The sequence below is a fragment of the Oxalobacteraceae sp. CFBP 8761 genome (genome assembly GCA_014841595.1).
In the GTDB taxonomy this organism is placed as follows: domain Bacteria; phylum Pseudomonadota; class Gammaproteobacteria; order Burkholderiales; family Burkholderiaceae_D; genus Telluria.
The window spans coordinates 1006954-1021290 of sequence record JACYUE010000002.1; the positions used below are offsets into that span (position 1 = coordinate 1006954).

Genomic DNA, 14337 nt, shown 5'->3' on the forward strand with positions numbered 1-14337 from the left:
GGCTGGCTGTCATACAATCCTGCCTGGCACGACTCACAAGGATGTTCATGAACAACGCTTCCGCTACCGCCAGTCCCCAATGGGGCATGGCCGTCGATCTCGAACGCTGCATTGGCTGCCACGCCTGTTCCGTCGCCTGCAAGGTCGAGAATGCCGTGTCACTGGGCTTTTTCCGCACCAAGGTGTATTACTACGATTACGCGGCCACCAATCCGTTCAATCGCCAGCCAACGACGAAACGGGCGTTCCTGCCTACGCTGTGCATGCAGTGCACCGACGCGCCGTGCCTGGACGCCTGTCCCACCGATGCCATCACGCGCGGTGCCGACGGTATCGTGCGCATCGATGCAGACGTCTGCGACCGCAGTCGCGATTGCATCAAGGCCTGCCCGTACGGCGCCATCCACATCGATCCCGTCTCGCAAGTGGCCGACAAGTGCGATTTTTGCGCGCACCGGCTGGAGGCGGATATGGCGCCAGCCTGCGTGGAGGTGTGCCCAGCTGGCGTGTTTGCCTTTGGTGACCTGAAGGATCCTGCCAGCCCTGTCAGTGTGTTCAACGCCAGGCATGGCACGCAGGTCAAGGCGATGAAGGCGGAAGAAAAGACACGCCCGCGCGTGCAGTACCGCGGCCTTGGTACGGCCGTGCCGCTGGCAATGGAAAAGAAGGTGCCGACAGGGCGTCCGCATGACCCGATGTCGTACGAGACCGATACCTGGGACCAGCTCAAGGCGGCATTCTCGCCGGCGCCAGCGTCGACGCCCCACCCGACAACACCACGGAAAGGGTAATCATGGACCGCCGTCATTTCATCAAGCGGGGCTTCGGCGCCATGGCGACGTTGGGCCTGGGCGACACGATCCTGCTCACGCACGGCGCCGCCCAGGCGGCCGAGCAGGTGCTCAATTACACGCCCGTGCTGGCGGGCGAACGCGCCGGCCAGCTGCGCAAGGTAAAAAATAATTACCGCACCGCCAAGCGCATCACCAGCGTGTGCCTGAACTGCTCGACCGTCTGCGGCATCGAGGCCCATGTGGTGGACAACAAGGTCATCAAGATTCGGGGCAATCCGCTCGACCCGAACATGGGCAGCTACATGACGTGCGCCAAGGGCCAGTCGGGACCGACGATCAACGATTATCCGGAGCGCCTGCTGTATCCATTGAAGCGTGTGGGCAAGCGGGGCGAGGGGCTGTGGCAGCGCATCAGCTGGGACGAGGCCTATACCGAAGTGGCCGACCGCATCAAGGCAAGCATCGCCAGTGGCCATCCGGAGCGCGTGGCGCTGCACCAGGGCCGCTCGCGCATCGACGCGGAAATCAACCGGTTTTTATCGGCCATCGGCACGCCCGTGCAACTGAACCATCGCGCCCTGTGCTCATCGAACAAGCGGGCCGCGAACTATGTATCGCTGGGCGAGACAGACTGGGAATCGATCGACGCCGAGCGCTGCACGTACTTTCTTAATTTCGGCGCCAATTTCTACGAGGCGCACCAGGGCGGCCTGCACCTGGTCAGCCGCGTCGTCAAGGCGCGCTACGACCATGGCGCCAAGCTGGTGACGTTCGACGTGCGCCTGTCCAACACGGCCGGGCGCAGCGACGAGTGGCACCAGCCGTTTCCTGGCACCGAAGGCGCGGTGGCACTGGCGATGGCTCATGTCATGCTGCGTGAAAACGAATTCGATCAGGCGTTCGTGGACCAGTACGTCCAACCGGGTGTCGCCACGCTGCGCACGTGGCTGGCCGACTGCACGCCGGCATGGGCCGCCAAACTGTCGGGCATCGCGGTGGCCGACATCGAACGGCTGGCGCTGGAATTCGCGCGCGCACGTCCCGCCACCGTTGCTTTCTCTAACCGGGGCGTCGGCGCGCACTTCAACGGCTTCAATGCCGAGCGTGCGGTCGTGATGCTCAATGCGCTGGCTGGCTCCATCGCCAGGCCGGGCGGGTATTGCTACGGTCTCGACGAAAAATTGTCGATCGGCCGCTACCCCCAGCCGCTGCCGCTGCCGCCGGCACCAAAAATTCGCACGGACCTGGAAGACCCGCCCGAGTGGCCGCTGGCGAACCGCTGGCAGAAGATGAAAGTAGGCCAGATCGTCTACGATTTTCTGCGCCAGGGCCGGGCCAAACTGGACGTCTATCTGACCTACACGCTGGGTTCGCCGATGACGTGGCCGGAGGGCCGCAGCACCACGGTCGAGGTGCTGCTCGATGAAACGCTGATCCCGTTCCATGCGTGTTCCGACATCGTCTATTCTGAAACGGCGCATTACGCTGATCTGATCCTGCCGGATGCGACGTACCTGGAACGCTGGGGCCTGGATATCCGCAACAATCTCGAGTTGACCCACTTCGTCACGCTGCGCCAGCCGCTGACCAGTCCACCAGGCGATGCACGCAGTTTTGCCGACGTCCTGTTCGACATCGGCCGGCGTCTGGGGCCGGAGCAGGCGAAATATTTCCAGTTCGGCAGCCACGAGGATTTCGTGCGCGTCCAGTGTTCGAAACTGCCGACGGTGGGGCCGGACGGGCGCCAGTTCAAGGACGGGTTCGAGTACATGAAATTCTACGGCGCGTTCGTCGACAAGTCGGCGCCGAAACCGTACGAGATCTACCGCAAGCCGCTCAGCGACAAGCAACTGGCTGGCTCGCGCGTCGAGGCAGGGAGCGGCGTGGTCTACCGCCCCAATGACAAGGGCAAGGACAGCGCCGTGGGCCTGCAGGTCGATGGCAAGGCAGTGCGGGGCTTTGCCACGCCGTCCCGCAAGTTCGAAATCCACGCGCCGGAGATCACCCAGGTGGCCAGGGCGCTTGGCATCGTCGACGATGGCATGCCGACCTTTGCACGCATTCCGTCGCACGTGGACTTGCCGGCGGACCGGTTCATTCTGACGTCTTTCAAATGGAACGTGCACACGCAGGGCAGGACGGCATCGCAGAAATACCTGTCCGAGATCGTGCACGACAATCCCATGTGGATCAACGTAGCGACAGCGAAAAAGCTGGGCGTGAAAAGTGGCGACATGGTCGAGCTGACGACGTACCGCCCGCGTTCCGGCGAGCACAAGGCGCAGCAGGCGTATCGCGGAACAGGCGAAGTGATCGGTTCGGCGCGCATGCGCGTGTTCGTCACGCGCGGCATCCATCCGCGGGTGGTGGCCGTGTCCAACTCGCTCGGGTGGATCAGTGGCGGCCGCGCCAGTGAAGGCAAGAGCGGCTGGCGGGCCGATGTGGCAGCGCGGAGCATCAGTCCCGATGCGGCCAAAGGCTACGCGCCTGCGCCGGCGCTGGATGACCTGAACGCTGGCGTCTGGTGGGACAAGAAGAACGGCGGGCGGGGCAATGGTGTCAACATCAATGCGTTGCTGCCGATCAATCCCCAGCCGCTGGTGGGCATGCAGGCATGGTTCGATACGGTGTGTTCGCTGCGCAAAGTGTCATCTTGATGGCTGCCGCAGCGCACGGTTTCCAGTAGTGCGCTCGGCTTTCGTCCTAATAAGTAACTAACCAACAGTAAGACTACCAGGCGGAAAAGAGCGGTCTTCAAGGCCATCCCTCACTTACGACGTCTCATGGGTGAACGTTGAGGAAGGGAGGGCAGTACGTAAAGCGATACTCGGACAGCGGGTCACTCGCCTGTTAGTGGTTGGGAACGCGGGCGGCGTGCGCAGATCGCCGCCGCCCCGCAGGTTACGGAAAATCGGGAATCAGTCGATTTCGCTGACGAACTGGTCGAGCGGGCGGCGCACTTTCGCCAGGCCTGCCAGCCAGTCATCTTCGGTCTTGCGGTAGCCCAGCGGCAGAATGACCACGCTACGCAGGTGACGTTCGCCCAGGTTCAGGATGCTGTCGACAGCGGCCGGATCGAAGCCTTCCATCGGCGTGCAATCGACTTCCTCGAAGGCGGCCGCGATCATCGCCGCGCTGAAACCGATGTAGGCCTGGCGCGCCGCGTGCTCGAAGTTCACCTGCGCATCGCGGCCCGGATAGGTCGACAGCAGTTGCTGGCGGTAGGCTTCCCAGCCTTCGTTGCGGAAACCGCGCACTTCGTTGGTCAGGTCGAACATGTGGTTGATGCGCTCGGGCGTGTAGTTGTCCCAGGCCGCAAAGACCAGCAGGTGCGAGGCATCGACCACCTGCGCCTGGTTCCAGGCGACGTCCTTGATCTTGGCGCGCAGCGCCTGATTCTTCACGATCAGGATTTCATAGGGCTGCAAGCCGGACGACGTCGGCGCCAGGCGCGCCGCTTCGATGATCCGGTCCATCTTATCCTGCGGCACCTTGCGGGTCGGGTCCATTGCCTTGGTGGCATAGCGCCAGTTCAGTTTGTCTAGCAATTCCATGTGATTCCTTTTTAAAGATAGATGCACCATTGTATTTTTTCTCAGCAGATAGATAAACTATGATTCTGGCAAATTATTTGTTCTTGAGGAGACAAGATGGCACGCAAGTTCGATCACCTGGCCGATGTCGAGGTGTTTCTGAGCGTCGTCGAGCACGGTTCGTTCAGCGCAGCCGCGATCGTGCTGTCGACCACGCCTTCGGTGCTGAGCCGGGCCCTGTCGCGACTCGAAGCACGGCTCGCCACACAGTTATTGCGCCGGACCACACGCAGCCTCAGCCTTACCGACGCCGGTCAGCGCTACGCCAACGAGGCACGCGATGCCTTCGCCCGGCTCGGGCAGGCAGAGCAGGCGATGCGCAGCACGACGGCGCAACTGAGCGGCAAGGTCCGCATGAGCGTGTCCACCGGCTACGGCCAGCAGCGCCTGCCGCCGATACTGGCGGCCTACGCGCGCGCCTATCCGCTGGTCGAGCTGGACGTCGATATCACCAACCGCAACGTCGATCTGGTGGCCGAAGGATTCGACCTGGCGATCCGCTCCGGCCCGCTGCCGAGCAGCACCATGGCGTCACGCCAGCTGGAAGCATCGCCACTATGCCTGCTGGCATCCCCAGCCTACCTGGAGACAGCCGGATCGCTGGCGACGCTCGACGACCTGGCGCGCCAGCAATGCATCGCCTTTGTCCGACCCAACACCGGACGGGTGTTTTCCTGGCAGCTGCGGGACGGCGGGCGCGACATCGACTGGATCCCGCCGGCATCGGTGATGGTGTCGACCGACGCGATGGGCGTTATCTGGCTGGCCGAGCAGGGAATGGGGATCGCACTGTGTCCGCGCCTGTTTGCCGAAGCCAGCCTGGCGGCCGGACAGTTAGTGGAGATATTGCCGCAACTAAGTGGCCGCACGCGCGCATTCTCGGTCGTCTACCCGGCCCACCGAGGCCTCTCGGCCGCGTCGCGCGCGCTGATTGACATGCTGGTCGCAGCGCGGGCAAATGCAAATAGCCGGGGTCATGCAAATAGCCGGGGTCAGGTCTGACATTTGGACACGGACTCTTCCTTAGTCCGTTCACAAGGTCTTTCAAAAACAGACTATTGTTGAACTCGTGTCCGAATGTCAGACCTGACCCCCGCTGTGCTGTGTCCACGCCTGTTTGCCGAAGCCAGCCTGGCGGCCGGACAGTTAGTGGAGATATTGCCGCAGCTAAGTGGCCGCACGCGCGCATTCTCGGTCGTCTATCCAGCCCACCGGGGCCTCTCGGCCGCGTCGCGCGCACTGATCGACATGCTCGTCGCAGCGCGGGCAAATGCAAATAGCCGGGGTCAGGTCTGACATTTGGACACGGGCTCTTCTTTAGTCCGTTCACAAGGTCTTTCATAAACAGACTATTGTTGAACTCGTGTCCGAATGTCAGACCTGACCCCCGCTGTGATTCTGGTCGCTGGTCAGGTCAAGCGGCAACTTTCATTCTCAAATACTGGAGTCAATGTGCATAACGAATTACCCGCTAAATCTGCCAGCATCCGGGTCCTTCAGGCCAGCCTCGCGGATCTTGAGCTACTCGTTCCGATGTTTGACCAATATCGCCAGTTTTACGACAGGGACAGCAGTCCCGCCGCAGTGCGAACGTTCCTGGCAGAGCGTTTAAAGAATGGTGATTCAGTCTTGTTTCTTGCGCAGGAAGGCAAGGAGGCGCTTGGATTTACTCAGCTGTATCCGAGCTTTTCGTCCGTATCAATGGCCCGAACTTTTACACTCAACGATCTGTTTGTCGCAGAAAACGTTCGCCGCCGCGGTGTCGGCAAGGCCCTGATCGATGCTGCGATTCGGCACGGCAAGGCGACTGGCGCGATCCGCCTGGGCTTATCCACTGCAAAAGCCAATGAGACTGCACAGACGCTGTATCAGGAGACCGGCTGGGTACGCGAAGAGGCCTTTGTAGCGTACAACCTTAGCCTGCTCGACTGAGGCAACCTCAAATCTTATCGCGTTCTGGCAGCGCTGGCTCACAAGGCGTAGCCGCGTTCCTGGTAGCGAATACCTGGCCATGAAAAAACCCCAAAAGTTGACATTCAACTTTTGGGGTTTTCAGTTCACGCAGCGTCGCCTCTGCGACGCTCAGCTGCTACAGGCTCAGCAGCACGACGCCCGACTTCCCCCATACCGCGCCTCCTGGCGCTCACGGAAGAATTCCTCGTACGTCATCGCCGGCTCATCTGGATGCGTACGCTCCATGTGCGCCAGGTACGTGTCGTACTCGGGCAGGCCGACCATCAGGCGCAGCGACTGCCCGAGGTAATTTCCGGCCTGCTTCAGGGTGCCGAACATCAGGCCACCTGCGGTGCGGGCATGGCGACGTACGGCGACTCTTTCGCGGTCGGGCTGTTCGCCTTGCGGGCATCCATCACCGTGCGCAGACCATAGAACAGCACGGCCAGCACGACGAAAATGAAGAAGCCGGCCAGGCTGGCGTTGACGTAGTCGTTGAAGATGATCCGCTCCATGTCGAGGATCGACTTGGCCGGCGCCAAAATCGTGCCGGCATCATGCGCAGCCTGGTACTTGTTGGCGTGCGCCACGAAGCCGATACGCGGGTCGACGTGGAAGATCTTCTGGTAGCCCGCCGTCAGCGTACAAGCCAGCAGCCACAGCGTCGGCAGTGCAGTGACCCACGCGTACTTGCCACGCTTCATCTTGAACAGCACGCAGGTGCCCAGCATCAGTGCGATACCGGCCAGCATCTGGTTGGCGATACCGAACAGTGGCCACAAGGTGTTGATGCCGCCCAGCGGATCGACCACGCCCTGGTACAGGAAGTAGCCCCAAGCCGCCACGCACAGGCCGGTGGCCAGCAGGTTGGCCGGCAGCGAGTCGGTGCGCTTGAGCGATGGTGCGAATGCGCCCAGCAGATCCTGCAGCATGAAGCGGCCGGCACGGGTGCCCGCGTCCACCGCGGTCAGGATGAACAGCGCCTCGAACAGGATCGCGAAGTGATACCAGAACGCCATCATGGTCTGGCCGCCGACCACGTTCGACAGGATGTGGGCCATGCCCACCGCCAGCGTCGGTGCGCCACCGGCGCGCGAGATGATGGTGTGCTCGCCAACGTCCCGGGCCATCTGTTCCAGTGCCTCCGGCGTGATCACGAAGCCCATCTGCGAGACGGCAGCGGCGGCCGATTGCGCCGTGGTGCCCAGCAGGGCAGCCGGGCTGTTCATGGCGAAGTAGACGCCCGGGTCGATGGTCGACGCGGCGATCAGCGCCATGATGGCGACAAAGCTTTCCATCAGCATGCCGCCGTAGCCGATGAAGCGCGCCTGCGTTTCATTTTCCAGCATCTTCGGCGTGGTGCCCGAGGCGATGAGGGCGTGGAAGCCCGACACGGCGCCGCAGGCAATCGTGATGAACAGGAACGGGAAGATGCCGCCCGACCAGACCGGACCGGTACCATCGACGAACTTCGTCACGGCTGGCATGCGCAGGTCGGGTGCGACGACCAGGATACCGATCGCCAGCGCCAGGATGGTGCCGATCTTGAGGAAGGTCGACAGGTAGTCGCGCGGCGCCAGCAGCAGCCACACGGGAATCACGGCGGCGACAAAGCCATAGCCGATCAGCATCCAGGTCAGTTCGGTGCCGGTGAAGGTGAACATCGGGCCCCAGACTGGCGAATCGTGCACCCACTGGCCGCCGACGATGGCGAGCATCAGCAACACGAAACCAATGGCGGAAATCTCACCGATGCGACCCACCCTCACATAACGCGAGTAGACGCCCATGAACAGCGCGATCGGGATCGTGGCCATCACGGTGAAGGTGCCCCACGGCGAACCGGTCAGGGCCTTCACGACGATCAGCGCCAGCACGGCCAGGATGATCACCATGATCATGAAGGTGCCGAGCAGCGCGATCATGCCGGGGATCTCGCCCATTTCGGATTTGATCAGGTCACCCAGCGAGCGGCCGTCGCGGCGCGTCGACATGAACAGCACGATGAAATCCTGCACCGCGCCGGCAAACACGACGCCGGCCAGGATCCACATCATGCCGGGCAGGTAGCCCATCTGCGCGGCAAGCACGGGGCCGACCAGCGGACCGGCCCCGGCAATCGCCGCGAAGTGGTGACCGAACAAAACGTTCTTGTTGGTCGGCACGTAATCGAGGCCGTCATTGAACTTGTGGGCGGGTGTCTGGCGGGTGGCGTCGAGCCCCAGCACCTTGTTGGCGATGAACTTCGAGTAGAAGCGGTAAGCGATGAGATAGACGCAGCCGGCGGCCGCGACGATCCAAATGGCATTGATGGTTTCACCGCGTTTGAGCGCGATGTACCCGAGCGAAAACGCGCCCAGGATGGACAAGGCGATCCATCCGAGCATGCTCGTCATTTTCTTCATTGGTGACTCCTCCGATATGGATTGATGCTTCGTACGCCAGTACATGCCGGCGCGATTCTTTACAGCATGGCAATGAGTATCTTGCACAATTATCAGGACTGCAAGCGCAACTATTACGCAGAAGCTACGTACCACTACGTAGGACGCATGCCCATAACGCACGTAAAATGCCTTGCTTTCCCCATCACAAGGCAGTCGGCTCATGCGGCTCAAGCAAAAAGTCATCATGCTGGCGGTCGCGCCGCTGGTCGTGGCCCTGTGCGCAATTACCCTCTACGTGCGCCAGCAGGCTGTCACTCTGGCGCAACAGCAGCGCGACACGATCGGCAGCGCCTACCTGGCCAGCAAGGAAGCCGAACTGCGCCACTACGTCGAGCTTGCCACGCGCTCGATCGCGCACCTGACCCAGAGCGGGCGCAGCGACCCGGCCACGCAGGCCGAGGCGATCCGCATCCTGTCGTCGCTGAGCTACGGCAGCGACGGTTACTTTTTCGTGTATGACACGCGCGGCAAAAATCTGGCCCATCCCCGCCAGCCGGAATTGGTCGGCACCGACATGTGGGACTGGCGCGATTCGACCGGTTCGCTGACGATCCAGCGCCTGATCGGGCTGGCACAGGGAGGTGGTGGCTTCCTGCGTTATACATGGGCCAAGCCGTCGAGCAAGACGGCGGCGCCCAAGCTGGGCTACGTGGTCCCGGTCGCGCACTGGGGCTGGGTCATGGGCACCGGCATCTATCTCGACGATGTCGAGGCGGCGCTCGAGCTGGTCGAGGCCCAGCAGTCGCGCAACAGCGACCAGACGCTACTGTGGATGGCGGTCCTGGCCACGCTGGCCACGATCGGCGTGGCCGGTGGCGGGCTGGCGCTGAACATCAGCGAAGGGCGCCTGGCCGACGCCAAGCTGCGCGCGCTGGCCCAGCGCGTGGTGGAATCGCAGGAAGAAGAGCGGGCGCGCCTGTCGCGCGACCTGCACGACGGGATCAGCCAGGCCCTGGTGTCGGTCAAGCTGCAGCTGGAGGCGGGCATCATCCGCCTCGACGGCGATGCGGGCAAGCGCGAGCAGGCGCGCGCGGGCCTGGAGCGCACTGTCGACCAGGTCAACACGGTGCTGGGCGAAGTGCGCCGCATCTCGCACGACCTGCGTCCGACGCTGCTCGACGACATGGGCCTGGCGCCCGCGCTGGAATACCTGGCGCGCGAATTCGGGGAGGACGCGGGCACGCCGGTGCGTTTCCGCGCGACCGGCGCCGTGGATGCGCTGCCCGACATGGTCGGTACGGTGCTGTTTCGCATCGCGCAAGAGGCGCTGACCAATGTCGAACGCCACGCCCAGGCGAGCACCATCGAGCTCTCGCTCGAACGCGTGGCCAACCGCGTCAGCCTGTCGATTGCCGACGATGGCGTGGGCTTCGACACCGATGACGTGGCCGTGCACCCGAAGCGGGGCATCGGCTTGAGGAATATGATGGAACGGATGGAAGCGATCGGCGGACGCCTGTCGGTCGATTCGACGTCCAGCGGCACCAGCGTGGTGGCCAGCATCGACTTGAAGGAGTAGGGCAGTGAACGGTGAAACGAAAGAAGTGAAGATTCTGCTGGTGGACGACCACCCTTTGGTGCGCGACGGCCTGCGCGCGCGGCTCGAGTCAGCGCCGCACCTGAACGTCGTGGCCGAAGCCGGTTCGAGCGCCGAGGCGCTCGAACGCGCTGGCGAATACCATCCCGATTTGGTACTGATGGACGTGAACATGCGCGGCGGTAGTGGTATCGAAGCCACGTTTCAGCTCACCGCGCGATTTCCCGGTATCGCAGTCCTGATGTTGTCAATGCACGACAAACCGGAGTACGTCAGCCAGGCGATGGGCGCCGGTGCCCGGGGTTACGTGCTCAAGGATGCGCCGGGCAAGGACATCGTGCTGGCCATCGACACCGTCATGGGCGGCGGCATTTATTACAGCGCCGCACTGGCGCGCCAGCTGGCCAATCCGGCCGCTCCGAGCGACCAGCTCACGGCGCGCGAGCACGAAGTACTGGGGCATATCGCCGCCGGCCAGTCGAACAAGCAGATCGCGCGCGACCTCGACCTGTCGGTACGCACTGTCGAAACGCACCGTTTGAATATCAAGCGCAAGCTGGGTATCGAAGGCCAGGCAGAGCTGATCCGCTTTGCGGTGCAGCGCGCCGGCGGTAACTGATGGTCAATACGGGCTGTCCAGTAGGAAACTTCGATTTGCTTTATGGCATTCGGTGCAATAAGATTGCCTGGATACCACTTTGAAACTTTCCATGGCAGAGCAGGAAACATATCCGCTGGTGGCAATCGAGCCGGTCGCGAATGCGCAAAATGAATGGGTCGCGCTCAGCCTGCGCCTGGCGCCGGGCGCCGACCTGGCGCAGCGCCTGCACACCGTGTTCGGCACGCCCGACCTGTTGGCCGCGGTCGCGCCGCTCGACTGCCTGCTGACGCTGGACGACCCTGCCCCATTGACCCCGCCGGTGCTGGCGCTGGTGCCTGCCAATCGCGTCGGATTCGTGATCAACGCAAACGCACTGGCCACCGACGGCGTGGCGCGCAAGCTTGTCGAACTGCATGCCTGCGGTTACCGCATCTGGCTGGACGGCGACATTCCTGACGGCGTCACTGCGCCGCCCGCACTGCGCTCGGTCGCGCGCAACTGCCGCGTCGCCCCATTGCCGCCAGGGCGCCTGGTGGCGCTGTTCGCCCCGCACATCGCCTACGGCGTCGACAGCGCGCGGCGCTTCTTCGGTTGCGAGATCGCCGGCTTCGACTGGTTCATCGGCGACTATGCGTACGACCCCGACATCGCGCCGTCGCCCGACGACGACGGCAGTTCGCGCCGCCGCATCCTCACGCTGCTCGGTCTGCTGGCGCGCGACGCCGATTCATGCGAGCTCGAAGAACAAGTCAAGCAGGATCCGGCGCTGGCCTACAACCTGCTCAAACTGGTCAATTCGGCCGCATTCACCATCGCCACGCAAGTGACCAGTTTTGCCCAGGCGATCACGGTGCTGGGCCGGCGCCAGTTGCAGCGCTGGCTGCAACTGCTGCTGTACGCGCGCCAGCAACCGGACGGCCTGCCCAATCTGCTGCTGCCGCTGGCCGCGCGCCGCGGCGCCCAGCTCGAAGCGCTCGCGCGCCTGCAGGGCGATGACCGCGATGCGCAGGACCTGGCCTTCATGACCGGCGTGTTCTCGTTGCTCGACCGGCTGCTGCACATGCCGATGCCCGAGATCGCGGCCGAACTGTATTTGCCCGACGAAGTCGCCGGCGCGCTCGTGAACCGCAGCGGCCAGCTGGGCGCGTGGCTCGAACTGGTCGACGCCAATCCCACCGAGGCGGTGCTGCACGCGGCCGGCGTGAGCCTGGAGCACTGGTGGAGCAGCCAGCTGCACGCCTACCACTGGGCAATCGAGGTAGGCCGCAATGTCTGACGTGCGCGAACTGGCCCCGACCGCCTTCGTCCAGGGCACGAGCGCCGTCGGCGACGCCGTCCTGCGCCTGCGCGGCGATACGTTGGCCCAGGAGCTGGGCCGCCTGGCGCGCGCCCTGACGGGCAGCGCGCAGGGGCGCTTCGTCCCCGGCCCTGGCCTCGTCGATCCCGGTCCGCCGGGCGGGCGCGTGCTGCGCCACGTGGTGGCCGTGGGCCTTGAACAATTCGGCTGGTATGAAGTGAGCGGGTTTGACGACCATGCCGAGGCCAGCGCCCACGCGCTCGCGGCGCTCGCACAGCTGACCGCGAGCCTGATGCAGATGCATTCGCTGGCGCAGCGCTCGACCCACGCCTACGCCCAGATGGAAGCGCAACTGGCGCACCAGTCGCAGATCCTCGACCAGATCCACGAGTCGGTGCTGACGATGGACCAGATGGGCTACATCACCAGCTGGAACCGGGGCGCCGAACGCCTGTTCGGCTACACATCGCTCGAAGCAGTGGGCCGCAACATCCTGTTCTTGTACGCCGACGAAGACCTGGGCGACGAGGAGGGCGGTGCGCTGCCCGACCTGTTCGCGGAGCACGGCGGGCGCATGATGGAGGTGAAGCGGCGCAAGAAGTCAGGCGACATCTTCTGGGCCAGCCTGTCGCTGTCCCCCCTGCGCGACCTTGCCGGCCGCCCGAGCGGCCTGATCGCCTACCTGACCGACATCACCGAGCGCAAGCAGGCCGAAGAGCAGCTGCACCACCTGGCCTACTACGACGAGCTGACCGGCCTGCCGAACCGCACGCTGTTCGCGCGCCTGGTCGACCAGGCCCTGATGGTGGCGCAGCGCAACGAGACGGCCGGCTGCATCCTGTTCATCGACCTGAATCGCTTCAAGCGCATCAACGACACGCTGGGCCGGCGCATCGGCGACGAATTGCTCAAGCAGGTAGGCCAGCGCTTCAAGGCCACGCTGCGCGACGAAGACCTGGTGGCGCGCCTGTCGGGCGACGAATACGCGGTGGGCCTGGCCGACGTGCGCCAGCACTTCGAAGCCACTACCGTGGCGCAAAAACTGCAGGCCGCGCTCGACGCGCCGTTCATGATTGCCGGCCACGACCTGCGCGTGGGCGCCAGCATCGGCATCAGCGTCTACCCGCAGGATGGCAACGACGCCGAAACCCTGCTGGCGCTGGCCGACATCGCGATGGAGCGGGCCAAGGGCGACGACGCCAACCCGGACCGCAGCGTCGCGTTCTACAGCCAGGACATGAACAAGGGCATGCAGGAACGCATGCGCATCGAATCCGGCCTGCGCCATGCGCTGGGCAACGGCGAGCTGGTGCTGTACTACCAGCCGAAATTCGAAATCGCCAGCGGCCGCATGGTGGGCGCGGAAGCGCTGGTGCGCTGGATGCATCCCGAGCGCGGCATCGTGCCGCCTGGCGAATTCATCCCGCTGGCTGAAACGACAGGCCTGATCGTGCAGGTGGGCGAGTGGGTGCTGGAAGAGGCGTGTGCGCAGGCGTCGATCTGGCAGCGCTCGGGCATCGCGCCGTTCCGCGTCGCGGTGAACGTATCGGCCCGCGAATTCACGCCATCGCTGCCAGAGCGCGTGGCCACCACGCTGCAGCGCTATCAGCTCGATCCGTCTTGGCTCGAGCTGGAGATCACCGAGAGCACGCTGATGCACGACGTGGATCGCGTAACGGCCATCATGGACCAGATCACGGCGCTGGGCGTGTCGCTGTCGCTGGATGATTTCGGCACTGGGTTCTCGAGCCTGTCGTATCTGAAGCGATTCCCGATTCATACCCTGAAGATCGACCGCTCGTTCACGATGGGGATACCGGCGGATGGCAGCGACTGCGCGATTGCGGGGACGATCATCAGCATGGCAAGGCAATTGTGTTTGCGCGTGATTGCCGAGGGTGTCGAGACGCTGGATCAGCTGGCGTTTCTGCGCGGGGCGGGGTGTGATGAGGTGCAGGGGTATTTGTATGCGGCGCCATTGCCGGCGTATGCGTTTGAGAAGGCGTTAAGGGAGAATTGGGCGTTGGTGGGGTGAGGGCGCGCGCGTGATTGCTGCTGCCGCGCCGCCTTCGCATGCCGATCTCGTCAAGGTAAGGGGGCACGGAAAGTGCGGCT

Annotated in this window: 12 protein-coding genes; 9 read left to right on the forward strand and 3 right to left on the reverse strand. The window is 63.7% G+C overall.

Going from position 1 to position 14337, the window contains the following annotated elements:
- The first annotated feature begins 47 nt into the window (after positions 1 to 47).
- Positions 48 to 791 carry a 4Fe-4S dicluster domain-containing protein gene (locus tag IFU00_16775; GenBank protein ID MBD8543939.1) on the forward strand — a complete coding sequence of 248 codons (744 nt, stop codon included), beginning with the start codon at positions 48 to 50 and terminating at the stop codon, positions 789 to 791.
- 2 nt (positions 792 to 793) lie between these two features.
- Complete coding sequence (locus IFU00_16780) at positions 794 to 3451, forward strand: molybdopterin-dependent oxidoreductase (protein MBD8543940.1); 2658 nt, start codon at positions 794 to 796, stop codon at positions 3449 to 3451.
- Positions 3452 to 3712: 261 nt separating this feature from the next.
- Here the strand turns inward: IFU00_16780 and IFU00_16785 are convergent, their stop codons facing one another.
- Complete coding sequence (locus IFU00_16785; GenBank protein ID MBD8543941.1) at positions 3713 to 4348, reverse strand: NAD(P)H-dependent oxidoreductase; 636 nt, start codon at positions 4346 to 4348, stop codon at positions 3713 to 3715.
- A 96-nt stretch (positions 4349 to 4444) separates the two neighbouring features.
- Between IFU00_16785 and IFU00_16790 the strand changes: the two genes are divergently transcribed.
- From IFU00_16790 to IFU00_16800, 3 genes are all read left to right on the forward strand, one after another.
- Positions 4445 to 5389, forward strand: a complete 945-nt coding sequence (locus IFU00_16790) for a LysR family transcriptional regulator (protein ID MBD8543942.1) — start codon at positions 4445 to 4447, stop codon at positions 5387 to 5389.
- Between the two features lie 75 nt (positions 5390 to 5464).
- A complete protein-coding gene (locus IFU00_16795) occupies positions 5465 to 5683 on the forward strand; it encodes a hypothetical protein (protein ID MBD8543943.1) in 219 nt (72 codons plus the stop codon).
- 75 nt (positions 5684 to 5758) lie between these two features.
- The gene (locus IFU00_16800) at positions 5759 to 6319 is read left to right on the forward strand and encodes a GNAT family N-acetyltransferase (protein ID MBD8543944.1); all 561 of its coding nucleotides are present in this window, start codon (positions 5759 to 5761) and stop codon (positions 6317 to 6319) included.
- Positions 6320 to 6484: 165 nt separating this feature from the next.
- On the opposite strand, the gene IFU00_16805 is transcribed toward IFU00_16800, so the two are convergent.
- Both IFU00_16805 and IFU00_16810 read right to left on the reverse strand, forming a co-directional pair.
- A complete protein-coding gene (locus IFU00_16805) occupies positions 6485 to 6679 on the reverse strand; it encodes a YbdD/YjiX family protein (protein MBD8543945.1) in 195 nt (64 codons plus the stop codon).
- Positions 6679 to 8745, reverse strand: coding sequence for a carbon starvation protein A (locus IFU00_16810; GenBank protein MBD8543946.1), 2067 nt, complete (start codon positions 8743 to 8745; stop codon positions 6679 to 6681). The genes IFU00_16805 and IFU00_16810 overlap by 1 nt, the downstream gene beginning before the upstream one ends.
- Before the next feature lie 202 nt (positions 8746 to 8947).
- On the opposite strand from IFU00_16810, the gene IFU00_16815 reads away from it, so the two are divergent.
- The 4 genes from IFU00_16815 to IFU00_16830 all read left to right on the forward strand — a co-directional run bounded on the left by IFU00_16815 (position 8948) and on the right by IFU00_16830 (position 14257).
- Complete coding sequence (locus tag IFU00_16815) at positions 8948 to 10306, forward strand: cache domain-containing protein (protein MBD8543947.1); 1359 nt, start codon at positions 8948 to 8950, stop codon at positions 10304 to 10306.
- A gap of 4 nt (positions 10307 to 10310) precedes the next feature.
- Positions 10311 to 10943, forward strand: coding sequence for a response regulator transcription factor (locus IFU00_16820; protein MBD8543948.1), 633 nt, complete (start codon positions 10311 to 10313; stop codon positions 10941 to 10943).
- 91 nt (positions 10944 to 11034) lie between these two features.
- Positions 11035 to 12201, forward strand: coding sequence for an HDOD domain-containing protein (locus IFU00_16825; GenBank protein MBD8543949.1), 1167 nt, complete (start codon positions 11035 to 11037; stop codon positions 12199 to 12201).
- Complete coding sequence (locus tag IFU00_16830) at positions 12194 to 14257, forward strand: EAL domain-containing protein (GenBank protein MBD8543950.1); 2064 nt, start codon at positions 12194 to 12196, stop codon at positions 14255 to 14257. The genes IFU00_16825 and IFU00_16830 overlap by 8 nt, the downstream gene beginning before the upstream one ends.
- Positions 14258 to 14337: the final 80 nt, after the last annotated feature.